Genomic DNA, 23206 nt, shown 5'->3' with positions numbered 1-23206 from the left:
GGGTCAGTTCCCTCCTGCAGTGGTGGTGGCGGTGGTACCGGCACTCGCGCTGCTGGTCGTGGTCGTCGTGGTGGTCAGATACGTCGGCTCGCGCAGCGCCTGCTGTACGGGGGCGGGTGCGGGCGCCTGTGCGGGCGCGGACGCGAGGACGGCGGTGCGTGCCCGCGTACGCCGGCCCTGCCACTCGGTCCAGGCCCACACCGCGACCGGCGCCAGGGATATCGCGAGGCCGAGCGTCGCCCAGGTCCGCATCGCGACATGCGTGTGGTCCAGGTGGGCCGAGGCGACGAGCGAGGCGAACAGGACCGCGGCCCAGGCCAGATGGATGCGGAAGGTGAGCAGCCGGTCCGGAGATGCCTGGCCGCCCTTCGGCGTGACGACGAACCGGCCCTCCGTGCGCAGCACCGCCGAGCCGAGCGACTTGAGGTAGATCGGCGCCGAGAGCGCGGACATGGCCATCCCGGCGAGACCGCCGGAGCCCTCGGGCTCGTGCGGCGAGACGTTGTGCCGCCGGTTCCAGAGGTAGAGCCCGATCTGGAGGGCCGCCGCGTCGCTGTAGAGCATCAGCCAGATCGAGGCGGCGACCTGGGTGCCGGAGGCGCCGAACCAGAGGAAGAGGACGCAACTGCCGACGCCGAGCAGCCAGTTGACAGCCGTCATCGGGTAGTAGACGAGCATCAGCGTGTAGCTGAGGAGCCGGCCCGGCGGCACCCGGAACAGCGCCTTGCCGTACTGCTTGAACAGCGTCTCGTACGTGCCCCTGGACCAGCGCAGCTGCTGGGTGAAGAAGTCCGTCCAGGAGGCGGGCCCCTCACCGACGGCCAGCACGTCGGGCGTGTAGACGGAGCGCCAGAAGCGGCCGGTGAGCGGGTTGCGGCGGCGGTGGATCTCGAAGCCGGTCGCCATGTCCTCGGTGATCGAGTCGTAGAGGCCGCCGACCTGGCGTACGGCGGCGACGCGTACGACGTTGTTGGTGCCGACGAACATCGGAGCGCCGTAGCGGTTGCCCGCGCGCTGGATCAGCGCGTGGAAGAGGAACTGCTGCGACTCGGCGGCTTTGGTGACGGCCGAGTCGTAGTTCCCGTACACCTGCGGGCCGACGACGAAGGCGACGTCCGGGTCGCGGAAGTAGCCGAGCATCCGTTCCAGGAAGTTGGGCATCGGCACGTGGTCGGTGTCGACGGAGGCGAAGAAGTCGTAGGCGTCGCCGTGGAGCGCGATCCAGGCGTTGTAGTTGCCGTGCTTCGTCTTCGCTTTGTGGACGCCCTTCTTACGGTTCCACTCGGGCACCCCGCGCCGCGTGAAGTGGTGCACGCCGAGCTCCGCGCAGAGCATCCGCGCGGCCGGGTCGTCGCCTTCGTCGAGGAGCCAGATGTCGAGCGGCCCGTCGTGCGTGAGGCGCACCGCGCCCTTCAGGGTGGCGCGCACCATGGAGAGCGGTTCCTTGCCGGGGACGTACGTGGTGAGGAAGGCGACCCGGGTGCCCGGCTCGGGCGTCACGGGTACGGGGTCGCGGGCGACCATCGTCGCGTGCGCGATGGAGACCACGTTGACCAGCATGAAGAGGCCGATCAGGCCGATCGAGACCAGCATCGCGGTGTCGGCGACGACGAGCCACCGCTCGCCGTTCTCACGCTCGGTCCAGTGCGTGGGCCAGACCAGGTAGAGCATCAGGGTGGCGGTGAGCACCGGGGCGAGCGTCATCAGGAGGACGGCCCTTATTCGGTGCTTCTCGCTCGAGAGCAGGGATCGGTACCGGACTCGGTATCCCTCGGGGTCCGGCTCGGTGAGCGGACCCGCGAGCCGGCTGTAGGTGTCGTAGTCGTAGCCCTCCGACCGCACCGTGCCTCCCACTGTCGAACGGGTTGATATCCCCACAGAAGGGGACAGGCAACGGCGTGTCGACTTGGCAGGTCCGAGTGAGGGGTTTTTGATCCGGTACCGGAAAAGCCCCCGGCCGTGTGGCGGCGGGGGCTTATCGGGTGAACGCGGGGCGGTGGACGCCGGACGGTCCGTCAGGGCGCGAGGTGGCGCTCCACCGTCTCGACCTTCGAGGTCAGACCGTCGGTCACACCGGGCCGGATGTCGGCCTTCAGTACCAGGGAGACGCGTCCGGCGCGGGCCTCGACGGCGGCCACGGCGCGCTTCACCACGTCCATGACCTCGTCCCACTCCCCCTCGATGGAGGTGAACATGGCGTCGGTCCGGTTGGGCAGACCCGACTCCCGTACGACCCGCACGGCGTCGGCGACGTACTCGCCGACGTCCTCACCGACACCGAGCGGCGAGACCGAGAACGCGACGATCATGCGCTGACCGTTCCCTCGCGGCGGGCGCGGGCGGCGATGACACCGTCGGCCTCGTACTTCTTGAGCAGCTTGTCGCCGTACAGGCCGCCGAACGGGATGACGGCGAGGAGGAAGAAGAGCGCGACACGCTTGAGCGGCCACTTGGCCTTGATCCAGACGTCCAGCAGGAACACGACGTAGATCGTGAAGAGGATGCCGTGGATCATGCCGAGAGGCGGCATCAGGAAGTCGATGTCCGAGACCCGCATGAGCAGCGAGCCGAAGATGAGGAGCGCCGGGAAGGAGAGCGCCTCGGGAAGCGAGATGAGGCGCAGCCGGTGCAGGGCGGAGGCGGTCTTGATGTCCACAGGGGCACCTTCGATGGGAGGAGGTCGTGTGTGGGCGGTGTCGTACGGGCTTGTGAACGCGGGCACAAGCCGCCCCCATTGTGGCATCGCGCCGGTCCGTCCCGGCCGCCGGGGGCCGCTCATCACCCGGGCGCGCGTATCGCCGCATATCAGGGCCGGTCGGGGCGCGCACCATCAGGGCCGGTCCAGGTACGCGTCAGGGGAGCATCAGGGGCGTAACGGTTCCGTAGGACCTGGCCCGGGCGGCGGGCGGGCGGCTACCTTCGTCGCGTGGCGATGTTCCGACTCCAAGGCAGCAAGACGCTCGCCGTCGATCTGACGGGCGATGCCGTCAAGGCGAAGAACGGCTCGATGGTCGCGTACGACGGCCGGATGAGCTTCAAGAAACTGTCCGGCGGCGGTGAGGGCCTCCGCGGCATGGTGACCCGCCGGCTGACCGGCGAACAGATGGCGTTGATGGAGGTGTCCGGGCAGGGCACCTGCTACTTCGCCGACCGCGCGAGCGAGATCAGCCTGGTCTCGCTGCACGGCGACAAGCTGTACGTGGAGGCGAGCAACCTGCTGGCCACCGGTTCCGGCCTGCGGACCGGGACGACGTTCACCGGGCTGCGCGGCGGCGCGAGCGGCAACGGGCTGTTCACCACCACGGTGGAGGGCACCGGCCAGGCGGCGATCATGTCGGACGGCACGGCGCTGGTCCTGCGGGTGTCCCCGCAGTATCCGCTGATGGTCGACCCCGGCGCGTACATCGCGCACCAGGGCCACCTCCAGCAGCAGCTCCAGAGCGGTGTGAACTTCCGGACGCTGATCGGCGAGGGCTCGGGCGAGGCGTTCCAGATGCGCTTCGAGGGCGACGGCCTGGTCTACGTACAGCCGAGCGAGCGCAACACCGTCGGAGGCGATGTCTGATGCCGTTCCGCGAGATCAACTCCAAGATGGTCGAGGCCACGGTGGTCCCGGGCCAGAGGCTGTTCAGCCAGCGCGGCGCGATGCTGGCCTACCGCGGCGAGGTGTCGTTCACACCGAACATCCAGGGCGGCCAGGGCGGCTTCGCGTCGATGATCGGCCGCCGGGTGGCGGGCGAGGCGACGCCGCTGATGACGGTGGAGGGCTCGGGCACGGTGATGTTCGGCCACGGCGGCCACCACATCCAGGTGATCAACCTGGCCGGCGACACCTTGTACGTGGAGGCCGACCGCCTCCTGGCCTTCGACGGCTCGCTCCAGCAGGGCACGATGTTCATGGGCTCGCAGGGCGGTGTGATGGGCATGGTCCGCGGCCAGGTGACCGGCCAGGGCCTGTTCACCACGACGCTCAAGGGCCATGGCGCGGTCGCGGTGATGGCGCACGGCGGAGTGATCGAGCTGCCGATCGCGCCGGGCCGGGACATCCACGTGGACCCGCAGGCGTACGTGGCCCACCACGGCGACGTACGGAACAAGCTCTCCACGGCCGTCGGCTGGCGGGACATGGTGGGTCGCGGCTCCGGCGAGGCGTTCCAGCTGGAGTTGAGCGGGAGCGGCGCGGTGTACGTCCAGGCCTCGGAGGAGAAGCTGTGAGCACGCCCGTGACCATCGGGGAGAAGCGGATCGAGGAGAAGTCGTGAGTGCCCCTGTGATCTTCGATCCGATGACCCTGCCTTCGGACGACAACGTCAACTCCTACACCTTCTGCGTGGAGCTCAAAGGGAGCCGGTGGTTCCTGCAGAAGGGGAAGATGATCGCCTACTACGGGCAGATCAACTTCGACGGCATCGGGCACGGCCGGTTCGACCGGCTGGTGCGCTCCAGCTTCCACTCTCCGCTGCACGCGAGCGACTGGGTGGTGGCCGAAGGCAGCGGGAAGATGCTGCTGGCCGACCGGGCCTTCGATGTGAACTCCTTCGACCTGGACGAGGGCAACCTGACGATCCGGTCCGGGAACCTGCTGGCGTTCGATCCGTCGCTCGCACTGAAGCAGTCGATCGTGCCGGGCTTCGTGACGCTGATCGGTACCGGGAAGTTCGTCGCCGCGTCGAACGGGCCGGTGGTCTTCATGGAGCCGCCGCTGCGGGTCGATCCGCAGGCGCTGGTGGGCTGGGCCGACTGCCCGTCGCCGTGCCACCACTACGACCACGGGTACATGACGGGCGTGATGGGCGGAATCCGGTCACTGACGGGCATCGGCGGCACCTCGGGCGAGGAGCACCAGTTCGAGTTCGTCGGGGCCGGCACGGTGCTGATGCAGTCCAGCGAGGCGCTGATGGCGGAGCAGGCGACGGGCGCGGTGCCGGGCCAGCCGGGCGTTCCGGGCGGCGGTTCCGTACCGCGCACGCCCGGCCAGCTGGGGGACCTCCAGCGTCGCTTCGGCTTGTGAGCGGTAGGCTGCGGAGTGTGACGTCGAACGTCTGCTCCCAGCCGCCGGTCCTTGCCAACCGGCCTGTCGCCACTCCGGCGGTTCCGGGGTGCGTGTCGTCACACCGCTTAATTTCGTCCGGCTTTCAACATCTTAGGTAGAATCGATATATGGAGACCGAGACGGCCACCCGCTGGCTGAGCGACACGGAGCAGTGCGCCTGGCGCACCCACCTGGACGTCAGCAGGCTGCTGACGCACCAGCTGGAGAAGGACCTCCAGCCGTTCGGCCTGACCATGAACGACTACGAGATCCTGGTCAACCTCTCCGAGTCCGAGGAACAGCGGATGCGGATGAGCGACCTCGCCGCCGCCACGCTGCAGTCCAAGAGCCGGCTCTCGCACCAGATCACCCGGATGGAGACGGCGGGCCTGGTCCGCCGCACCCACTGCGAGTCGGACCGGCGCGGACTGTACGCGGTCCTCACCGAGCACGGCGCCGAGACCATGCGCACGGTCGCTCCGCACCACGTGGAATCGGTGCGCCACCACTTCATGGACCTGCTCTCGCCGGAGGCGCTGGCGGAGCTGCACGCGGCGCTGACGCCGATCGCGGAGCACCTGCGCGGGCGGCGCGGGAAGCCGTGACGCGTACGGCCTGACCGGCGCCTTCACGGGGCCGGTCAGGCCGTGGCGGCGTACGGCTCCGGTCACACCGCGCGCGGCAGCCACAGCCAAAAGGCCGCGCCGCCTTCCGAAGCCCGGTGGACCGTGAGCGTGCCGCCGTGGCGCGCGGCCACGTCCCGGGCGATGGCGAGGCCGAGACCCGCGCCGCCGTCGTCGCGGCTGCGGGCGTCGTCCAGCCGGACGAACCGCTCGAAGATCCGCTCCCGCTCGTCCTCCGGTACGCCGGCCCCGTCGTCGCGGACCTCCACGCGCACGCCGGACCCGTCGGCCGCCACCGACACGGCGACGAGCCCCTCCGCGTGCCGCTGAGCGTTGTCCAGCAGGTTGCCGACCACTCGCGCCAGCTGCCCGCGCGACCCGTTCACCTCGTACGACGCGTCCTCGGCCACCTCCACGGTCACCGGAATCCGGTCCCCGGTCCGCTGCGACACCTCCTCGCGCACCAGCGCCCCGGCCTCGAGCCGCGCGGCGCCAGGCTTCTCGCCCGCGTCCAGCCGGGCGAGCAGCAGCAGGTCGGCCGCCAGCGCCTGGAGGCGTACGGTGTCGGCGACCGCGCCCGGCAGGTCCAGCAGCTCCGGGTGGGCCTCGGCCACCTCCAGCTGGGTACGGAGCGAGGCGATCGGTGAGCGCAGCTCGTGGGAGGCGTCCGCGACGAACCGCCGCTGCCGGTCCACGGACGCCTCCAGGACGGTGAGCGTCTCGTTGGTCGTCCGGGCCAGCGCGGCGATCTCGTCGCGTGAGTCGGGTTCCGGAACGCGGCGGGCCAAGTCCTCGGATGCGGTGATCGCGGCCATCTCGCGGCGGATGCCTTCCACGGGCCGCAGCGCGCGCCGGGTCACCAGCCAGGTCACTCCGGCCACGACGGCCAGCAGGACCGGCAGCCCGGTCAGCATGGCGCCGCGTACCGTGTTCACCGCCTCCTGCTCGGCGGCGAGCGGCGCGCCGGCGTGGACGGTGAGGGTCAGCCCGGCGGGCGTGGTGGCCTCGACGGCGGCGAACCGGTAGTCGGCCCGCTTGCCGCCGACGGTGGCGGTGCCGTCGGAGAAGTCCGGGTCGTCGGAGGAGACCTCACCGCGGGCGGGCCGCGCGTTGGCGCCGCCGCCGTCGTCGTCATCGTCGTCGTCGTCACCGGGCGAAGGTGTGGCGCCGACCGAGGCGGAAGGTACGGGGCTGACGCCCGGCGACCGGGTCCCGGAGACGGCTTGGAGCCCCTTCGAGACGAACACCACCCGGCCCTCCTCGTCGGTGACCTGGACCGGGTGGTCCTCCTCGTCGTCCAGGTCGAGATCCTCGTACCGGGTGTCCAGGGCCAGCTGACCGGCCACCTCGCGGGCGGCCACCTCCGCCTGGAGGTCCGCCTGGTCGATCAGGTTGGTCCGCAGCACGGCGAGCACGGCGAGCCCGGCCGCGACCAGGGCCACGGCGACGACCAGGGTGGCGCCGATGGCGGCCCTGGCCCGTACGGACCTCATCCCGCCTCCAGCCGGTAGCCGGCGCCACGCACCGTCACGATGGAGGAAGCGCCCAACTTGCGGCGCAGCGTGGAGATGTAGACCTCCACGATGTTCGGGTCGCCGTCGTAGGCGAAGTCCCAGACGTGTTCCAGGATCTCGGCCTTGCTGACCACCTGGCCCGCGCGCAGGGCCAGTTGCTCCAGGACCGCGAACTCCTTGGCAGTAAGGGTGTATTCGTCCTCGCCGCGGTGGACGCGGCGGGCGGCGGTGTCGATACGGAGGCTGCCGACGGTGAGGACCGGCGCGGCGGTCCCGGCGCCGCGTCGGCGCAGCAGCGCTCGCACCCGGGCGACGAGGACGACGTAGCTGAAAGGCTTGGTCAGGTAGTCGTCGGCGCCGGTGTCCAGCCCTTCGGCCTCGTCGTACTCGCCGTCCTTGGCGGTCAGCATGAGGATCGGCACCTCGTGTCCGGCGGCGCGCAGGGCACCGCAGACCCGGTAGCCGTTCATGCCGGGCAGCATGATGTCCAGGATGACGAGGTCGTAGCCGCCTTCGCTCGCCCGGTGGAGCCCTTCCAGCCCGTCGTGCACGACGTCCACGGCGAAGCCCTCGGCGGTGAGTCCGCGGGCGAGGGCCACCGCGAGACGCTTCTCGTCCTCCACGATCAACAGGCGCATGCGCACAGCCTCGCAAACTCCACCTGAAGACGCCTTCAGGTGGCTTCAGGCTGCGTTCAGCATCAGGTCGGCAGTGTGGACCCCGTCAACCAGCACAGCAGCTCTCGGGGAGGAACCTCATGAAGCGCAACGTCACCATCGCAGCCGTCACCGCCGCCGTTCTCATCGGCGGCACGGCCGCCGCCACCGTCGCCTTCGCGGACGACGACGGCGACCGCCGGACCGGTACGACGACTCAGCAGCCGACGGTGGGCACGGACCGCTCGGACGACAACCGGGACGACGACCGCTCCGGCAACAGCGGCAACGCCAAGACCACCCGCGTCACGCTCGACCAGGCCGTTGCGGCCGCACTGAAGAGCGTTCCCGGCACGGTCACGGAGGCCGGGCTGGACGACGACGGTGACGACGACGACAACGGCCGCACGGTCTGGGAGCTGGACGTGTACGGCTCCGACAAGACCTGGCACGACGTCACGGTCGACGCCACCGACGGCAAGGTCCTCAAGACCCGGGACGACGACGACAACGACGACCGCGACCGCAGCGCGCCCCGCTCCTCCGCCGTCACGCTGAACCAGGCGGCGGACGCGGCCCTGAAGACCGCGCCGGGCACCATCACGTCGATCGACCTGGACGACGATGACGACGACGGCCGCCGGGGCAACGTCCTGCGCTGGGACGTCGACATCACCGGCAAGGACGGCAAGCAGCACGAGCTGAGGGTCGACGCGAAGACCGCCAAGGTCACCGTGGACCGCGACGACGACGGTGACGACGACCGGGACGACCGCGCGGACGACCGCGACGACCGGAACGACGACCGCGACGGCGACGAGGGCTGACGCACCGCGCACAAAGGCCCGTACGCGAGAAGGCCCCTGGAGAGCGGCACACGCCGCTCTCCAGGGGCCTTCACCGCATGTTCAGGCGCCCTCGGTCAGCCCCGCCACCAGCTCGTCCGCCGCCGCGTACGGGTCCAGGTCGCCGGCCACGATCCGCTCCGCCAGTGCGTGCAGGCGGCGGTCTCCGCGCAGGTCCGCGATGCGTTCGCGGAGCGCCGTGACCGCGATCGTCTCGACCTCGTGGGAGGCGCGGGCCGTGCGGCGCTCGGCCAGGACGCCGTGCTCCTCCATCCAGGCGCGGTGCTTCTCCAGGGCCTCGACCAACTCGTCGATGCCCTCGTTCCGGGCCGCGACCGTCTTGACGATCGGCGGGCGCCAGGCGCCGGGAGCGCGGGATTCGCCGAGGCCGAGCATGTGGTTCAGCTCGCGGGCCGTGGCGTCGGCGCCGTCTCGGTCGGCCTTGTTGACCACGTAGACGTCGCCGATCTCCAGGATTCCGGCCTTGGCCGCCTGGATGCCGTCGCCCATGCCGGGCGCGAGCAGGACGACGGAGGTGTCGGCCTGGGAGGCGATCTCCACCTCGGACTGGCCGACGCCGACCGTCTCGACCAGGACCACGTCGCAGCCCGCCGCGTCCAGGACCCGGATCGCCTGCGGGGCCGACCAGGCGAGGCCGCCGAGGTGGCCGCGGGTGGCCATGGATCGGATGTAGACGCCGGGGTCGGAGGCGTGGTCCGACATCCGGACCCGGTCGCCGAGCAGCGCGCCGCCGGAGAACGGCGAGGACGGGTCGACGGCGAGGACGCCGACCCGCTTGCCCGCGCGGCGGTAGGCGGAGACGAGCGCGGAGGTGGACGTGGATTTGCCGACGCCCGGCGAACCGGTCAGGCCGACGACGTACGCATGGCCCGCCAGCGGGGCCAGCGCCGCCATCACCTCGCGCAGCTGCGGCGACGCCCCCTCCACCAGCGAGATCAGCCGGGCCACCGCACGCGGCCTGCCTGCTCGCGCCTGCTCGACCAGCGTGGGGACGTCCAGGTCCACGTTCACCGCTCCGTTCTCGCCTTGCCTCGCCTTGTCTACGTACGGGGTTACTTGCCCGGGACGCGGATGATCAACGCGTCACCCTGGCCGCCGCCACCGCAGAGCGCCGCAGCACCCGTGCCGCCGCCGCGCCGCCGCAGCTCCAGCGCCAGGTGCAGGACGACCCGGGCGCCGGACATGCCGATCGGGTGGCCGAGCGCGATGGCGCCGCCGTTGACGTTGACCTTGTCCGAGCTGACGCCGAGGTCCTTCATGGACTGGACGGCGACGGCGGCGAACGCCTCGTTGATCTCGATCAGGTCGAGGTCCTCGACGCTCAGGCCGTCCTTCTGCAGCGCGTGCCGGATGGCGCTGGAAGGCTGCGACTGGAGCGAGTTGTCGGGGCCCGCGACGTTGCCGTGGGCGCCGATCTCGGCGATCCACTCCACGCCCAGCTCCTGCGCCTTCGCCTTGCTCATCACGACGACCGCGGCGGCGCCGTCGGAGATCTGCGAGGAGGTGCCCGCGGTGATCGTGCCGTCCTTGGCGAAGGCCGGACGCAGCTTGCCGAGCGACTCGACGGTGGTCTCGGGGCGGATGCCCTCGTCCTTCGCGAAGACGACGGGCTCGCCCTTGCGCTGCGGGATCTCGACCGGGGCGATCTCGGCCTCGAAGATCCCGTTCTTCTGCGCGGCGGCGGCCCGCTGGTGGGAGAGGGCGCCGATCTCGTCCTGAGCGGCGCGGTCGAGGCCGAGGCGGCTGTTGTGCTTCTCGGTGGACTCGCCCATCGGGATGTTCTCGTACGCGTCGGTGAGACCGTCGTACGCCATCGAGTCCAGCATCTCGATCGCGCCGTACTTGTAGCCCTCGCGGGACTTCGGCAGCAGGTGCGGTGCGTTGGTCATGGACTCCTGGCCGCCCGCGACCACGACGTCGAACTCACCGGCGCGGATGAGCTGGTCGGCGAGCGCGATGGCGTCGAGCCCGGAGAGGCACACCTTGTTGATGGTGAGCGCGGGCACGTTCATCGGGATGCCGGCCTTGACGGCGGCCTGGCGGGCCGGGATCTGGCCCGCGCCGGCCTGGAGCACCTGGCCCATGATCACGTACTGGACCTGGTCGCCGCCGATCCCGGCCCGGTCCAGGGCCGCCTTGATCGCGACGCCGCCGAGGTCGGCCGCGGAGAAGCTCTTCAGCGAGCCGAGGAGACGGCCCATGGGCGTCCGGGCGCCCGCGACGATCACTGAGGTGGTGGTACCGGTCGTTGCTGGCATGGGCACGGCCCCTTGGGATCGGATGTGAACGAGGGTTTACCTGAATGTACTGAGCACTCACGCGCCAGTCATCCGGCAGCCGGTGTGACGGCGCGCACGTTGTGTAACCGTGGCGGGAGCGGTGGCGCGAAGCCATGCTGAATCCATGCTGACGCGTATCGACCACATCGGGATCGCCTGCTTCGACCTGGACAAGACGGTGGAGTTCTACCGTGCCACGTACGGATTCGAGGTGTTCCACAGCGAGATCAACGAGGAGCAGGGCGTCCGGGAGGCCATGCTCAAGATCAACGAGACCTCGGACGGCGGGGCTTCGTACCTCCAGCTGCTGGAGCCGACCCGCGAGGACTCGGCCGTGGGCAAGTGGCTGGCAAAGAACGGGGAGGGCGTCCACCACATCGCCTTCGGTACGGCGGATGTGGACGGCGACGCCGCGGACATCCGCGAGAAGGGCGTCCGCGTGCTGTACGACGAGCCCAGGACGGGTTCGATGGGCTCCCGTATCACGTTCCTGCACCCCAAGGACTGCCACGGCGTCCTCACCGAACTGGTCACGAGCAACCCGGAGCACTGACCCGGCACATACCCGGCCCGGTAGAGTGGGCGGTTCCGGGCCGGGGCCGGGTCGGGGCCGTACCGCGTCCTCGTCGTTCGTCTGTCACCATTCCCCGGGGGACCGCTCGCCGGCGAGGGATACTCGTGGCGAGTTGCGACCAGGGTTGGGGTTTCCCCTGCTCGAACAGAGTTGAGAGCTCGGGAAGGATGGGACCGCGCAGTGCGGGGCTACGAAAGCCAGGAGAGCCACCGAGCTGAAGACGACCATCTCTCGCGGTTCGAAGCCGAGATGGACCGGCTGAGGACCGACCGCGAGAAGGCCGTCCAGCACGCCGAGGACCTCGGTTACCAGGTCGAGGTCTTGCGCGCCAAGCTGCACGAGGCGCGGCGCAGTCTGGCGACCCGTCCCGCCTACGACAGCGCGGACATGGGCTACCAGGCCGAGCAGATGCTGCGGAACGCGCAGATCCAGGCCGAGCAGCTGCGCAGCGACGCCGAGCGCGAGCTGCGCGAGGCGCGGGCCCAGACGCAGCGCATCCTCCAGGAGCACGCCGAGCACCAGGCGCGTCTCCAGGCGGAGTTGCACAACGAGGCCGTCCAGCGCAGGCAGCAGCTCGACCAGGAGCTGGCCGAGCGCCGGCAGACCGTCGAGTCGCACGTCAACGAGAACGTCGCCTGGGCCGAGCAGCTGCGGGCCCGCACCGAGTCGCAGGCCCGCCGGCTGCTGGACGAGTCCCGCGCCGAGGCCGAGCAGGCGCTCGCCGCCGCCCGGGCCGAGACCGAGCGGCTGGCGCAGGAGACCCGGCAGCGCGTCGGCTCCGAGGCCGAGAGCGCCAGGACCGAGGCCGAAGCGATCCTGCTGCGCGCCCGCAAGGACGCCGAGCGCATGCTCGGCGCGGCCTCCGCGCAGGCCCAGGAGGCGACCAGCCACGCGGAGCAGCTGCGCTCCAGCACCACGGCGGAGACCTCGCAGGCCCGCCAGCAGACGGCCGAGCTGAACCGGGCCGCCGAGCAGCGGCTCCAGGAGGCCGAGACCCGGCTGCGCGAGTCCCGTCTCGAGGCCGAGAAGGTCCTCGCCGAGGCGAAGGACGCGGCCGCCAAGAAGCTGGCCGCCTCGGAGTCGCAGAACGAGCAGCGCACGCGTACGGCCAAGTCGGAGATCGCCCGGCTGGTCGGCGAGGCCACCAAGAGCGCCGAGACGCTCAAGGAGGAGGCCGAGCGGGCCCTCGTCGACGCCCGGGCCGAGGCCGACCGGCTGGTCGCCGAGGCGGCCGAGAAGGCCCGTACGGCGGCCGCCGAGGACGCCGCCGCCCAGCTCGCCAAGGCCGCCCGCTCCGCCGAGGAGGTCCTGACCAAGGCCTCCGAGGACGCGCGGTCGACGACGAAGGCCGCGAGCGAGGAGGCCGAGCGGATCCGCCGCGAGGCGGAGGCCGAGGCGGACCGGCTGCGCGGCGAGGCCGCCGAGCAGGCGGACGAGCTCAAGGGCGCGGCCAAGGACGACACCAAGGAGTACCGGGCCAAGACGGTCGAGCTCCAGGAGGAGGCCCGTCGGCTGCGTGGCGAGGCCGAGCAGCTGCGCTCCGAGGCGGTCGCCGAGGGCGAGCGGATCCGTGGCGAGGCCCGCCGTGAGGCGGTCCAGCAGCTGGAGGAGGGCGCGCGCAAGGCGGAGGAGCTGCTGACCGAGGCGCGCTCCGACGCGGACGAGCTGCGCACCAAGGCGAACGGCGAGAGCGAGCGCATCCGCGCCGAGGCCGCCGAGCGCGCGGCGACCCTGCGCAAGCAGGCCGAGGAGACGCTGGAGCGCACCCGCGCCGAGGCCGACAAGATGCGGGCCGAGGCCGAGGAGCAGGCGGCGGCCACCACCGCCGAGGCCGAGCGGGGAGCCGCCGGGCTGCGCGAGGAGACCGAGCGCGCGGTCGCCGCGCGGCAGGCCGAGGCCGCCCACGAGCTGAACCGGGTGCACACCGAGGCCGAGGCCCGGCTCGCCGGTGCCGAGGAGGCGCTCGGCGAGGCGCGTACGGAGGCGGAGCGGCTCCGCCGCGAGACGGCCGAGGAGGCCGAGCGGCAGCGCGCGGAGGCCGCCGAGCGCGTCCGTACGCTGACCGAGCAGGCCGAGGCGGAGGCCGAGCGGCTCCGTGACGAGGCCGCGGCGGACGCCTCGCAGTCCCGTGCCGAGGGCGAGAACATCGCCGTACGGCTGCGGAGCGAGGCCGCCGCCGAGGCCGAGCGGCTCAGGACCGAGGCGCAGGAGAGTGCCGGCCGGGTGCGCGCGGAGGCGGCAGCGGCCGCCGAGCGGGTCGGTGCCGAGGCGGCCGAGGCGCTGGAGGCCGCGCAGGAAGAGGCCTCACGCCGTCGCCGCGAGGCCGAGGAGATCCTCGGCGCGGCCCGTACGGAAGCGGGCCAGGAGCGCGAGCGGGCCCGCGAGCAGAGCGAGGAGCTGCTGGCCTCCGCCCGCAAGCGGGTGGAGGAGGCACAGGCCGAGGCGCAGCGGCTGGTCGCGGAGGCGGACGCCCGTGCGACCGAGCTGGTCTCGGCGGCCGAGCAGACCGCCCAGCAGGTACGCGACTCCGTCTCCGGTCTCCAGGAGCAGGCCGAGGAGGAGATCGCCGGGCTGCGCTCGACGGCGGAGCATGCCGCGGAGCGCACCCGCAACGAGGCGCAGGCGGAGGCGGACCGGGTCCGCGCCGACGCGCACGCCGAGCGGGACCGCGCCTCCGAGGACGCGAGCCGGCTGCGCCAGGAGGCGAACCAGGAGGCCGCGCGGCTCCGCCAGGAGGCCCACGAGGAGACCGAGGCCGCCAAGGCGCTGGCCGAGCGGACGGTCTCCGAGGCGATCACCGAGTCCGAGCGGCTGCGCGCGGACACCTCGGAGTACAGCCAGCGCGTCCGTACGGAGGCGTCCGACGCGCTCGCGTCGGCGGAGCAGGACGCGGCGAAGGCCCGTGCCGAGGCCCGGCAGGACGCCAACCGGATCCGTTCGGAGGCGGCGGCCCAGTCGGACCGGCTCATCGGTGAGTCGACGACCGAGAGCGAGCGCATCCGCCAGGAGGCGGCCCAGGCGTCCGAGCAGCTCGTCGTGGAGGCCACCACCGAGGCCAACCGGCGCCGCAAGGACGGGGGCGAGCAGGCCGACCGGCTGCTGGCCGAGGCCACCGAGGAGGCCGAGCGGCTCCGTACCGAGGCGGCCGAGCACCTCGGCTCCGCGCAGGAGCACGCCGCCCGCACCAGCGAGGAGGCCGAACGGCTGCGCACGGAGGCGGAGTCGGTCTCCGAGGAGCTGCGCTCGCAGGCCCGCCAGGAGGCGGACCGCCTGCTGGACGAGGCGCGCGAGGCGGCGGCCAAGCGCCGGGCGGACGCGGCCGAGCAGGCGGACCAGCTCATCAACAAGGCCCGCGAGGAGGCGCTGCGTACGGCAACCGAGGCCGAGACGCAGGCCGACACGATGGTCGGCGCGGCCCGCAAGGAGGCCGAGCGCATCACCTCCGAGGCGACGGTCGAGGGCAACACCCTGGTGGAACGCTCCCGTACGGACGCCGACGAGCTGCTGGTCGGCGCGCGGCGCGACGCGACCCAGATCCGGGAGCGGGCCGAGGAGCTGCGGGCCCGGCTGGAGAGCGAGATCGAGGAGCTCCACGAGCGGGCCCGCCGCGAGACGTCCGAGCAGATGAAGACCGCCGGCGAGCGCGTCGACAACCTGATGAAGGCGGCGACCGAGCAGCGCGACGAGGCCGAGGCGAAGGCCAAGGAGCTGATCGCGGAGGCCAATTCGGAGGCGAGCAAGGTCCGGATCGCCGCGGTGAAGCGGGCCGAGTCGCTGCTGAAGGAGGCCGAGACGAAGAAGGCCGGGCTGATCCGCGAGGCGGAGAAGCTGCGGGCGGACGCGGCGGCCGAGGCGGAGAAGACGGTCGCCGAGGGCAAACGCGAGCTGGATGTCCTGGTGCGCAGGCGCGAGGACATCAATACGGAGATCTCCCGTGTCCAGGACGTGCTGGAGGCGTTGGAGTCTTTCGAGACTCCGGGCGGCGGCGCGAAACCGGTGCCCGGTCAGCAGGGCGGCGGCAAGGCTCCCGCCGCGGCGGGCACGCGCTCGGGAGGCAAGTCCTCGGAGCGGTAGGTCCGACAGGCAGCGGCAGGTCCGACAGCCAGCGGCAGGTCCGGCGGACATACGGAACCGACGAACGTACGGGATCCAACAGATGTACGGGGGAGAAACGGGGGAGGCGGCAGGCGTTCGGGGGCGCGTGCTCGTCATGGACATTCAACCCTTCGAGTGGCAAGCACTCCGGGGGTCAGCCACTCAAAAGGGGTGTCATTCTCCAGATCAAACCGACATCTGCACGCTGACACGCCGCCATGGCCCCTAGGATTCCCCTATCACCTCACCGGTCTCATTCGACAGGAACCCCATGAGTGACCCTTCCTCCCCCTTCGGCTTCGAGCTCGTGCGACGTGGTTACGACCGCGGTCAGGTGGACGACCGCATTACCAAGCTCGTCGCCGACCGTGATAGTGCCCTGGCCCGCATCACGTCTCTGGAAAAGCGCATCGAGGAACTGCACCTCGAAACGCAGAACGCCCAGGCCCAGGTGAACGACGCCGAGCCGTCGTACGCCGGCCTCGGTGCCCGTGTCGAGAAGATCCTCCGCCTCGCCGAGGAGGAGGCCAAGGACCTGCGTGAGGAGGCCCGTCGGGCCGCCGAGCAGCACCGCGAGCTGGCCGAGTCGGCCGCCCAGCAGGTGCGCAACGACGCCGAGTCCTTCGCGGCCGAGCGCAAGTCGAAGGCCGAGGACGAGGGCGTCCGCATCGTCGAGAAGGCCCAGGGCGAGGCGAACACGCTCCGCTCCGACGCCCAGAAGGACGCCCAGCAGAAGCGCGAGGAGGCCGACGCCCTCTTCGAGGAGACCCGCGCCAAGGCCGCGCAGGCCGCCGCCGACTTCGAGACGAACCTCGCCAAGCGGCGCGAGCAGTCGGAGCGCGACCTCGCGTCCCGTCAGGCCAAGGCCGAGAAGCGCCTCGCCGAGATCGAGCACCGCGCCGAGCAGCTCCGCCTGGAGGCCGAGAAGCTCCGTACGGACGCTGAGCGCCGGGCCCGCCAGACGGTGGAGACCGCGCAGCGCCAGGCCGAGGACATCGTGGCCGACGCCAACGCCAAGGCCGACCGGATCCGCAGCGAATCGGAGCGCGAGCTGGCGGCGCTCACCAACCGCCGCGACTCCATCAACGCGCAGCTGACCAACGTCCGCGAGATGCTGGCGACGCTGACCGGTGCCGCGGTGGCCGCCGCCGGCTCCCCGGTGGACGACGAGCCCGCCCAGCGTGGTGTTCCGGCCCAGCAGACCCGCTGACCCCGGAGCGGTTCCTTCCGCGCGCCCGGTTCCGCCTTTGTGGTGGCGCCGGGCGCGCGGCCGTTCTAGCGTGTGCGCATGATCGAGCTCGAAGGACTGACCAAACGGTTCGGCAGCAAGGTTGCCGTCGACCATCTGACGTGCCAGATCAGACCGGGCATGGTGACCGGCTTTCTGGGCCCCAACGGGGCAGGTAAATCCACCACGATGCGGATGATGCTCGATCTGGACAACCCGACCAGCGGTACGGTGCGCATCGACGGCAAGCCGTACCACGAGTTGCCGGAACCGCTGAAGTACATCGGGGCGCTTCTCGACGCCAAGTCGATGAACGGCGGCCGCAGCGCGTACAACAACCTGCTCTGCCTGGCGCAGAGCAACCGCATCCCGAGCAGCCGGGTCTCCGAGGTGCTCGACACCGTCGGTCTGAGCGCGGTCGCGAAGAAGAAGTCCAAGGGCTTCTCGCTCGGCATGGGCCAGCGCCTCGGTATCGCCTCGGCGCTGCTCGGCGATCCGCGGATCCTGATGTTCGACGAGCCGGTCAACGGCCTCGACCCCGAGGGCATCCACTGGATCCGCAACCTGATGAAGACGCTCGCCACCGAGGGCCGGACCATCTTCGTCTCCTCGCACCTGATGAGCGAAATGGCGCTGACGGCGGACCACTTGATCGTGATCGGCCAGGGCAAGCTGCTCGCCGACACCTCGATGGCGGACTTCATCCAGGAGAACTCCCGTAGTTACGTACGGCTGCGCTCACCGCAGCGGGAGCGGCTGCGGGACGTGCTGCACCAGGAGGGGTTCACCGCCGTGGAGGCGGACGGCGGCACGCTGGAGATCGACGGCGCGACCACCGAGGAGCTCGGTGAACTGGCGGCCCGTCACCAGCTGGTGCTGCACGAGCTGAGTGCGCAGCGGGCCTCGCTGGAGGAGGCGTTCATGCAGATGACCGCCGGTTCCGTGGAGTACCACGCGCACTCCGGGCCGGGCGGGACCGAACCTCCGCCGGCCGTGGACGCGGGCTGGGGCGAGGGCTGGCAGAAGCCGGGCGGGACCACCGCTCCCGGATCCACCGACGGCACCGAGAACAAGGGGGCCTGACGACGATGGCTTCGGTACCCGCGGTCCTCAACTCCGAGTGGACCAAGATCCGTACGGTCTCCTCCACCACCTGGACGCTCATCAGCGCGTTCGTCGTCACGGTCGCCATGGGCGCGGGCGTGAGCGCCTTGGTGAACACCACGTTCGACGATCTCTCCGAGGCGGAGCGGCTCACCTTCGACCCGACGCTCGTCAGCTTCTCCGGGACGGTCCTCGGCCAGCTCGCCATGATCGTGTTCGGCGTGCTCGTGGTCGGTACGGAGTACAGCTCCGGCATGATCCGCACCTCGCTGGCGGCCGTGCCGCAGCGCGGCACGCTCCTCTTCAGCAAGATCACGGTGGCCGGCGCGCTGGCCCTCGTGGTCGGCCTGCTCACCAGCTTCGTCTCGTTCCTCCTCAGCCAGGCCGTGCTGGGCGACCGGGGCACCGACCTCGGTGAGGAGAACGTGCTGCGGGCGGTGGTCGGCGCCGGGCTCTACATGGGGTTGATCGCCATCTTCTCCATGGGCGTCGCGGCGATGCTGCGCAGTCCCATGCTGTCGATGGGCATCCTGATCCCGTTCTTCCTGCTGATCTCCAACATCCTGACCGCGGTGCCGTACGCCAAGGACGTCATCCGCTACTTCCCCGACCAGGCCGGGGCCAGGATCATGCAGGTCGTCCCGGAGGCGATGGGCAGCGATCCGTCGCCGTACGGGCCCTGGACCGGTATGGCGATCATGGTCGCCTGGGTGGCGGCGGCGGTGCTCGGCGGCTACCTGGTGCTGAAGAACCGGGACGCGTAAACGCTGTAACGGACCGCTCGCGGGCTGTGCGGAACTTGGCCGGAACCGTCAGGCCCTGGTTATCCTCCTATCTCTTACGGGGGTGTGCGGCCTGGCGGCCCGAGCCCCGAACGACAGAGTGAGTCGATGGGGCTGGAGAATGATCGAGGCAGTCGGCCTGACCAAGCGCTACGGCGCGAAGACGGCCGTGGACGACCTTTCCTTCCAGGTGCGGCCGGGGGCCGTCACCGGCTTCCTCGGTCCCAACGGGTCGGGCAAATCCACGACCATGCGGATGATCCTCGGCCTGGACCGGCCGACGGCGGGCCATGTGACGATCGGCGGGCACCCGTACCGGAGCCTGCCGAACGCGCCGCGCCAGGTCGGCGCGCTGCTGGACGCCAAGGCGGTGCACGGTGGCCGGACCGCGCGCACGCATCTGCTGTCGCTGGCCCAGCTGGCCGGGATCCCGGCCCGGCGGGTGGACGAGGTGCTGGGCGTCGTGGGGCTCCAGGACGTCGCCAAGCGCCGTTCCAGCGGCTTCTCGCTCGGCATGGGGCAGCGCCTCGGGATCGCCGCGGCGCTGCTCGGCGACCCGCAGGTGCTGCTCTTCGACGAGCCGGTCAACGGTCTGGACCCGGAGGGCATCCACTGGGTCCGCAACCTGATGAAGACGCTGGCGGCCGAGGGCCGCACGGTCTTCGTCTCGTCCCATCTCATGAGCGAGATGGCCCTCACCGCCGACCACCTGATCGTGATCGGCCGCGGCCGGCTGCTCTCCGACATGAGCGTCACCGACTTCATCTCGGCGAACTCCGCCGACTTCGCCCGGGTCCGGGTTCCCGAGAACAGCTCCGAGGAGCGGGAGAAGCTGACGTCCTCGCTCATCGAGGCGGGCGGCAGCGTGATGTCAGAGCCGGACGGCGCGCTGCGCGTCACCGGCCTCCCGCTGCCGAGGATCAGCGACCTGGCCCACGGCGCCGACGTACGGCTCTGGGAGCTGTCGCCGCACCGGGCCTCGCTGGAGGAGGCGTACATGCGGATGACGCAGGGCGTCGTGGACTACCGCTCGACGGACGACGCCAAGGCGGGCCTCCTGGAGCCTCCGCAGGGGCCGTACGGGCCCTCGTACGGCTCCTACGGTGACGCGCCCGGCGGCTACGGCCCCGGACAGCCCCAGCCCGCGGAGGTGCCGCAGCAGAGCTGGTACGCCCCGCCGCCGCCCGGCCAGAACCCGTACGCGGCCCCGGCCCCGGCCACCGCACCCGAACCCTCCCCCGCCGACGCGGCCGGGACGAAGACCAGCGAGGACCCCCGATGACGACGCCGGCCGCCGAGCAGGCCCACCAGCAGCCGGAGCCCGGGCGGCCGGGCGGTCCGCTGGGGTACTACGAGTCGCCGATCCCGATCCGCCACGCCACGCTCGGCGACGCGATCGCCTCGGAGTGGACGAAGATCCGTTCCGTCCGCTCCACGCTCTGGACGCTCGGCGTGATGATCGTGCTGATGGTGGCGATCGGGCTGATGTCCGCGCTGCTGATCGCGGCCGCCGACACCGATCTGGCCGGTGAGCCGGTCGTGGCCCTCGGCTTCTTCGGAGTGCTGCTCGGTTCGATCTGTGTGATCACCCTCGGCGTGCTGACCATCGCCTCCGAGTACAGCACCGGCATGATCCGTACGACGCTGACGGCCTGCCCCAGCCGGGCCCGGGTGCTCACGGCGAAGGCCATCGTCTTCTTCCTGCTCGCCTTCACCATCACCACCGTGACCGCCACGGTCGTCGCGGTGGCGCAGACGGCGATCCTCGGCGCCGGTGTCGACTCCGGCTCGGTGTGGCTGCGCGCCACCGTCGGCGTCGGGCTCTACATCGCGGCCCTCGGCCTGCTGTCGCTGGCCGTCGGCGCGATCGTCCGGCACTCGGCGGGCGCCATCACGGTCATGATCGCCGTGGTGCTGCTGCCGCTGGTCCTCGCGATGTTCATGTTCTCCGACAGCCTGCGCGACCTTCAGCGCTTCCTCTTCGAGTACTCGATCCCGAACCAGCTCGGCGCGCTGTACGGCACGGCGGTCACCGACTCCGGCCCGTCCGGCTGGGAGCCGCTGCTGCTGATGCTGGGCGTCGCGGCCGTGGCGATGGGCGGTGCCTATCTGGCGCTGGACCGGCGCGACGTCTGAGCCGGCGTACGTACGACTCTCAGTAGCGCGGCGCGTTCCGGGACCGCTGCACCCGCGTGGTGCGGCGGTCCTTCGCGTTCCAGCAGGCCTTGTGCCAGTGCCTGCGGTCGTCGATGCCGCCGAACTCGGGCCAGGCCACGAGGTGCGGGACGCCGGAGGGGATCTCCTGGTCGCAGCCGGGGCAGCGGTACCGCTTGCCCTGCGCGCTCGCGCCGCTCACCGGGCGGATCGACCACTCGTCGCCCTGCCAGCTCTCGGTGGCCCCTCCCCCGCCGTACCGTCCCAGCGCCGTACCGGGGTGTTCGTCGGGACTCTCGCCGCCACGGGGGCGGTTGCGGCGCGGGGACACGGGACACCTCACGGGGGCGGCACGGGCAGGTCGTGCTCCCAGCCTAGAGGCTGGCGCCAGGGGCAGGTGTCGGGTCGGGAAGGGCGGCGCGGTACGGCACGATCGGGCACGGGAGTGAGTTAGCGGAAAATCGCAACAACTTCACCTCGGACCGTGCCTTTGGCACGTGTCAGACGTTGTTGCCAGTGGGGGAGACACGCGTCGGCCGCGAGGAGGCAACACGCGATGCGCATCGGAACGTTCGTTCTGGCAGCTCAGTTCCCGGGCCAGGGACCGGGCGAGGCCCTGCACCGGGCCGTCCGGTCCGCCGAGGCGGCGGAGGAGTCCGGGCTCGACTCGGTGTGGCTGGCCGAGCACCACTTCGTGCCGTACGGGGCCTGCCCGTCCGCCACCACGCTGGCCGCGCTGATCCTCGGCCGGACCCGGCGGATCCGGGTCGGCACCGCCGTCAGCGTGCTGCCCAACCACCATCCGGTCGCGCTCGGCGAGCAGGCCGCGCTGCTCCACCTGACCAGCGGCGGACGGTTCTCGCTCGGGGTCGGCCGGGGCGGGCCGTGGGTGGACCTGGAGGTCTTCGGCGGTGGACTCGACGCGTACGAGAACGGCTTCCCGGAGGCGCTGGAGCTGCTGCTCGACTGGCTGCGGGAGCCGCGGGTCGCCGGGCGCGGGGAGCGGTTCGGCTTCCGCGAGGTGGCCGTGGTGCCGCGCGCGGACGAGCTGCTGGCCGACGGCTCGGCCGAGGGTCCCGAGGTGATCGTGGCGTGCACCTCGCCGAAGACCGTGCGGCTGGCGGCGGGCCGGGCGCTGCCGATGCTGCTCGGCATGCACTGCGGGGACGAGGAGAAGGCGGAGATGGTCGCTCTGTGGCGTACGGCGGCCCGCGAGGCCGGACATCCGCCGGACGTGGTGGAGCGGGCCGCACATGTGTCCGCAGGGGTGGCCCAGATCGCGGACGGGCCCGGGGACGCGGCGGAGACGCTAGTAAAGACGATGCCCGGCTGGCTGCGCCAGGGCCTGGACGCGCATGTCACGGTCGACGACCGGCACCGCGTGATGCGGGACCCGGTGGCGTACGCGGAACTGCTCTGCGGGCTGCATCCGGTGGGCTCGCCGAAGCTGGCCGCCGACCGGCTCGCGGCCACGGCCGAGCGGACCGGCATCACCCGCTTCGCGCTCCTGGTGGAGGGGTCGGGCGACCTGGCGGCGACCGAGGAGAACGTACGGCGCCTGGGCGCGGACGTGCTGCCGCTGCTCACCTGACCTGCGCCGCCTGTACATGCGAAACGACCTCGCGGTGGAGCGTGGAGCATGGAGCGTGATGCGTGATGCGTGATGCGTGATGCGTGATGCGTGATGCGTGATGCGTGATGCGTGATGCGTGATGCGGTGGAACGTGGTGCCGGTGGTACGGGAGCTGCCGCCCCGGAGCCAGTTGCACCTCCCGCGGCCCGAAGCGGCAGCAGAAGCGTTCAGCAGTCCCGTAGTTCGGGCGACTGGTTGAGCAACTGGCCCCTCACCGAAGTGAACTTGGCCAGCCGGTCGTCGACCGAGGCGTCCAGCGGGAACACCGCGACGCGGTGGCAGTTCTGGAAGGCGATACGCACTCCGAAGTGCCGCTGGAGCGCGCCGCGTATCGCATCACTGGCGAGCGCACGCAGCAGCTGGCCGCGCGCCTGCTCGTCCGGCGGCGGCGTCTGGTTGTCGGCGAACTGGCCGCCGTCCACCTTCAGCTGAGCCACCAGCGAGCTGATCATCTCCCACGCGAAAGGCAGGGAGGTCCGGACGCAGTCGACGAAGTCGGCTTCGTCGACCTCGCCTCGCTCGGCCTGTTCCAACAGCGCCGGTGAGACGTCGAGCGACATGGGTTCTCCTCTCGCGACCCCGGACGGTGACCGGGGCCTTACGGGCAGGGAAGAAGGGCGACGACGCAGCGTGCACGGGCGGCGACCTCCTGCATCCACGTTAAGC

General features: G+C 71.3%; 22 protein-coding genes. 13 read left to right on the top strand and 9 right to left on the bottom strand.

Annotated elements, in window-relative coordinates; genetic code table 11:
* Positions 1 to 3 precede the first annotated feature (3 nt).
* The 3 genes from ABZ267_RS03500 to ABZ267_RS03490 all read right to left on the bottom strand — a co-directional run bounded on the left by ABZ267_RS03500 (position 4) and on the right by ABZ267_RS03490 (position 2656).
* On the bottom strand, positions 4 to 1842 hold the full coding sequence (locus ABZ267_RS03500) for a glycosyltransferase family 2 protein (protein ID WP_356748075.1): 1839 nt from the start codon (positions 1840 to 1842) through the stop codon (positions 4 to 6).
* Between the two features lie 173 nt (positions 1843 to 2015).
* The gene (locus ABZ267_RS03495; protein ID WP_096628391.1) at positions 2016 to 2309 is read right to left on the bottom strand and encodes an MTH1187 family thiamine-binding protein; all 294 of its coding nucleotides are present in this window, start codon (positions 2307 to 2309) and stop codon (positions 2016 to 2018) included.
* Entirely contained in the window at positions 2306 to 2656 is a 351-nt protein-coding gene (locus ABZ267_RS03490) for a DUF3817 domain-containing protein (RefSeq protein WP_018509878.1), read from the bottom strand. Before ABZ267_RS03490 ends, ABZ267_RS03495 begins: the two co-directional genes overlap by 4 nt.
* Positions 2657 to 2932: 276 nt before the next feature.
* Here ABZ267_RS03490 and ABZ267_RS03485 point away from each other — a divergent pair, with 276 nt between their 5' ends.
* From ABZ267_RS03485 to ABZ267_RS03470, 4 genes are all read left to right on the top strand, one after another.
* Positions 2933 to 3565: an AIM24 family protein gene (locus tag ABZ267_RS03485; protein WP_356748360.1), complete on the top strand. Its 633-nt coding sequence runs from the start codon at positions 2933 to 2935 to the stop codon at positions 3563 to 3565.
* A complete protein-coding gene (locus ABZ267_RS03480; RefSeq protein ID WP_356748072.1) occupies positions 3565 to 4215 on the top strand; it encodes an AIM24 family protein in 651 nt (216 codons plus the stop codon). Before ABZ267_RS03485 ends, ABZ267_RS03480 begins: the two co-directional genes overlap by 1 nt.
* 43 nt (positions 4216 to 4258) lie before the next feature.
* Entirely contained in the window at positions 4259 to 5011 is a 753-nt protein-coding gene (locus ABZ267_RS03475; protein WP_356748070.1) for an AIM24 family protein, read from the top strand.
* Between the two features lie 149 nt (positions 5012 to 5160).
* The gene (locus ABZ267_RS03470) at positions 5161 to 5637 is read left to right on the top strand and encodes a MarR family transcriptional regulator (RefSeq protein WP_356748068.1); all 477 of its coding nucleotides are present in this window, start codon (positions 5161 to 5163) and stop codon (positions 5635 to 5637) included.
* 62 nt (positions 5638 to 5699) lie between these two features.
* Here the strand turns inward: ABZ267_RS03470 and ABZ267_RS03465 are convergent, their stop codons facing one another.
* Positions 5700 to 7148 carry a HAMP domain-containing sensor histidine kinase gene (locus tag ABZ267_RS03465; RefSeq protein ID WP_356748067.1) on the bottom strand — a complete coding sequence of 483 codons (1449 nt, stop codon included), beginning with the start codon at positions 7146 to 7148 and terminating at the stop codon, positions 5700 to 5702.
* A complete protein-coding gene (locus ABZ267_RS03460) occupies positions 7145 to 7807 on the bottom strand; it encodes a response regulator transcription factor (RefSeq protein ID WP_356748065.1) in 663 nt (220 codons plus the stop codon). The genes ABZ267_RS03465 and ABZ267_RS03460 overlap by 4 nt, the downstream gene beginning before the upstream one ends.
* A gap of 119 nt (positions 7808 to 7926) precedes the next feature.
* Between ABZ267_RS03460 and ABZ267_RS03455 the strand changes: the two genes are divergently transcribed.
* Positions 7927 to 8652, top strand: coding sequence for a PepSY domain-containing protein (locus ABZ267_RS03455; RefSeq protein ID WP_356748063.1), 726 nt, complete (start codon positions 7927 to 7929; stop codon positions 8650 to 8652).
* Between the two features lie 81 nt (positions 8653 to 8733).
* On the opposite strand, the gene meaB is transcribed toward ABZ267_RS03455, so the two are convergent.
* Together meaB and ABZ267_RS03445 are read right to left on the bottom strand one after the other, a co-directional pair.
* Positions 8734 to 9702 (bottom strand): methylmalonyl Co-A mutase-associated GTPase MeaB, encoded by a 969-nt coding sequence (gene meaB / locus ABZ267_RS03450; RefSeq protein WP_356748061.1) that lies wholly within the window; start codon positions 9700 to 9702, stop codon positions 8734 to 8736.
* Between the two features lie 41 nt (positions 9703 to 9743).
* Positions 9744 to 10949 carry an acetyl-CoA C-acetyltransferase gene (locus ABZ267_RS03445; protein ID WP_356748059.1) on the bottom strand — a complete coding sequence of 402 codons (1206 nt, stop codon included), beginning with the start codon at positions 10947 to 10949 and terminating at the stop codon, positions 9744 to 9746.
* A gap of 145 nt (positions 10950 to 11094) precedes the next feature.
* On the opposite strand from ABZ267_RS03445, the gene mce reads away from it, so the two are divergent.
* The 7 genes from mce (at position 11095) to ABZ267_RS03410 (ending at position 20889) form a co-directional block, all read left to right on the top strand.
* Positions 11095 to 11523, top strand: a complete 429-nt coding sequence (gene mce, locus ABZ267_RS03440) for a methylmalonyl-CoA epimerase (RefSeq protein WP_019762239.1) — start codon at positions 11095 to 11097, stop codon at positions 11521 to 11523.
* Between the two features lie 201 nt (positions 11524 to 11724).
* Positions 11725 to 15618, top strand: coding sequence for a polarized growth protein Scy (gene scy / locus ABZ267_RS03435; protein WP_356748057.1), 3894 nt, complete (start codon positions 11725 to 11727; stop codon positions 15616 to 15618).
* Positions 15619 to 15910: 292 nt separating this feature from the next.
* Positions 15911 to 16849: a cellulose-binding protein gene (locus tag ABZ267_RS03430; RefSeq protein WP_018509889.1), complete on the top strand. Its 939-nt coding sequence runs from the start codon at positions 15911 to 15913 to the stop codon at positions 16847 to 16849.
* Positions 16850 to 16927: 78 nt separating this feature from the next.
* On the top strand, positions 16928 to 17950 hold the full coding sequence (locus tag ABZ267_RS03425) for an ATP-binding cassette domain-containing protein (protein ID WP_356748055.1): 1023 nt from the start codon (positions 16928 to 16930) through the stop codon (positions 17948 to 17950).
* Positions 17951 to 17955: 5 nt separating this feature from the next.
* On the top strand, positions 17956 to 18735 hold the full coding sequence (locus ABZ267_RS03420) for an ABC transporter permease subunit (protein ID WP_356748053.1): 780 nt from the start codon (positions 17956 to 17958) through the stop codon (positions 18733 to 18735).
* Positions 18736 to 18874: 139 nt separating this feature from the next.
* A complete protein-coding gene (locus ABZ267_RS03415) occupies positions 18875 to 20035 on the top strand; it encodes an ABC transporter ATP-binding protein (protein ID WP_356748051.1) in 1161 nt (386 codons plus the stop codon).
* On the top strand, positions 20032 to 20889 hold the full coding sequence (locus ABZ267_RS03410) for an ABC transporter permease subunit (protein ID WP_356748049.1): 858 nt from the start codon (positions 20032 to 20034) through the stop codon (positions 20887 to 20889). Before ABZ267_RS03415 ends, ABZ267_RS03410 begins: the two co-directional genes overlap by 4 nt.
* A 19-nt stretch (positions 20890 to 20908) precedes the next feature.
* Here the strand turns inward: ABZ267_RS03410 and ABZ267_RS03405 are convergent, their stop codons facing one another.
* A complete protein-coding gene (locus ABZ267_RS03405; RefSeq protein WP_356748047.1) occupies positions 20909 to 21238 on the bottom strand; it encodes an ATP/GTP-binding protein in 330 nt (109 codons plus the stop codon).
* A 225-nt stretch (positions 21239 to 21463) separates the two neighbouring features.
* On the opposite strand from ABZ267_RS03405, the gene ABZ267_RS03400 reads away from it, so the two are divergent.
* Positions 21464 to 22498: an LLM class flavin-dependent oxidoreductase gene (locus ABZ267_RS03400; protein WP_356748045.1), complete on the top strand. Its 1035-nt coding sequence runs from the start codon at positions 21464 to 21466 to the stop codon at positions 22496 to 22498.
* 209 nt (positions 22499 to 22707) lie between these two features.
* On the opposite strand, the gene ABZ267_RS03395 is transcribed toward ABZ267_RS03400, so the two are convergent.
* Positions 22708 to 23100 carry an SCO5389 family protein gene (locus tag ABZ267_RS03395; RefSeq protein WP_003966234.1) on the bottom strand — a complete coding sequence of 131 codons (393 nt, stop codon included), beginning with the start codon at positions 23098 to 23100 and terminating at the stop codon, positions 22708 to 22710.
* Between the last annotated feature and the right edge of the window lie 106 nt (positions 23101 to 23206).

It is taken from the genome of Streptomyces sp. NPDC006174, assembly GCF_040614075.1.
GTDB lineage: Bacteria > Actinomycetota > Actinomycetes > Streptomycetales > Streptomycetaceae > Streptomyces.
Note: the sequence above shows the minus strand (reverse complement) of the source record. Positions and strands in the feature narration are given on the sequence as shown.

What these genes read in the sequence shown, in the direction of transcription:
- ABZ267_RS03465 (WP_356748067.1), bottom strand. Translation starts at nt 7,148, where the DNA reads ATGAGGTCCGTACGGGCCAGGGCCGCCATCGGCGCCACCCTGGTCGTC.
- ABZ267_RS03425 (WP_356748055.1), top strand. Translation starts at nt 16,928, where the DNA reads ATGATCGAGCTCGAAGGACTGACCAAACGGTTCGGCAGCAAGGTTGCC.
- ABZ267_RS03415 (WP_356748051.1), top strand. Translation starts at nt 18,875, where the DNA reads ATGATCGAGGCAGTCGGCCTGACCAAGCGCTACGGCGCGAAGACGGCC.
- ABZ267_RS03480 (WP_356748072.1), top strand. Translation starts at nt 3,565, where the DNA reads ATGCCGTTCCGCGAGATCAACTCCAAGATGGTCGAGGCCACGGTGGTC.
- ABZ267_RS03395 (WP_003966234.1), bottom strand. Translation starts at nt 23,100, where the DNA reads ATGTCGCTCGACGTCTCACCGGCGCTGTTGGAACAGGCCGAGCGAGGC.
- ABZ267_RS03460 (WP_356748065.1), bottom strand. Translation starts at nt 7,807, where the DNA reads ATGCGCCTGTTGATCGTGGAGGACGAGAAGCGTCTCGCGGTGGCCCTC.
- ABZ267_RS03420 (WP_356748053.1), top strand. Translation starts at nt 17,956, where the DNA reads ATGGCTTCGGTACCCGCGGTCCTCAACTCCGAGTGGACCAAGATCCGT.
- ABZ267_RS03400 (WP_356748045.1), top strand. Translation starts at nt 21,464, where the DNA reads ATGCGCATCGGAACGTTCGTTCTGGCAGCTCAGTTCCCGGGCCAGGGA.
- ABZ267_RS03495 (WP_096628391.1), bottom strand. Translation starts at nt 2,309, where the DNA reads ATGATCGTCGCGTTCTCGGTCTCGCCGCTCGGTGTCGGTGAGGACGTC.
- mce (WP_019762239.1), top strand. Translation starts at nt 11,095, where the DNA reads ATGCTGACGCGTATCGACCACATCGGGATCGCCTGCTTCGACCTGGAC.
- ABZ267_RS03470 (WP_356748068.1), top strand. Translation starts at nt 5,161, where the DNA reads ATGGAGACCGAGACGGCCACCCGCTGGCTGAGCGACACGGAGCAGTGC.
- ABZ267_RS03455 (WP_356748063.1), top strand. Translation starts at nt 7,927, where the DNA reads ATGAAGCGCAACGTCACCATCGCAGCCGTCACCGCCGCCGTTCTCATC.
- ABZ267_RS03445 (WP_356748059.1), bottom strand. Translation starts at nt 10,949, where the DNA reads ATGCCAGCAACGACCGGTACCACCACCTCAGTGATCGTCGCGGGCGCC.
- ABZ267_RS03485 (WP_356748360.1), top strand. Translation starts at nt 2,933, where the DNA reads ATGTTCCGACTCCAAGGCAGCAAGACGCTCGCCGTCGATCTGACGGGC.
- ABZ267_RS03430 (WP_018509889.1), top strand. Translation starts at nt 15,911, where the DNA reads ATGAGTGACCCTTCCTCCCCCTTCGGCTTCGAGCTCGTGCGACGTGGT.
- ABZ267_RS03410 (WP_356748049.1), top strand. Translation starts at nt 20,032, where the DNA reads ATGACGACGCCGGCCGCCGAGCAGGCCCACCAGCAGCCGGAGCCCGGG.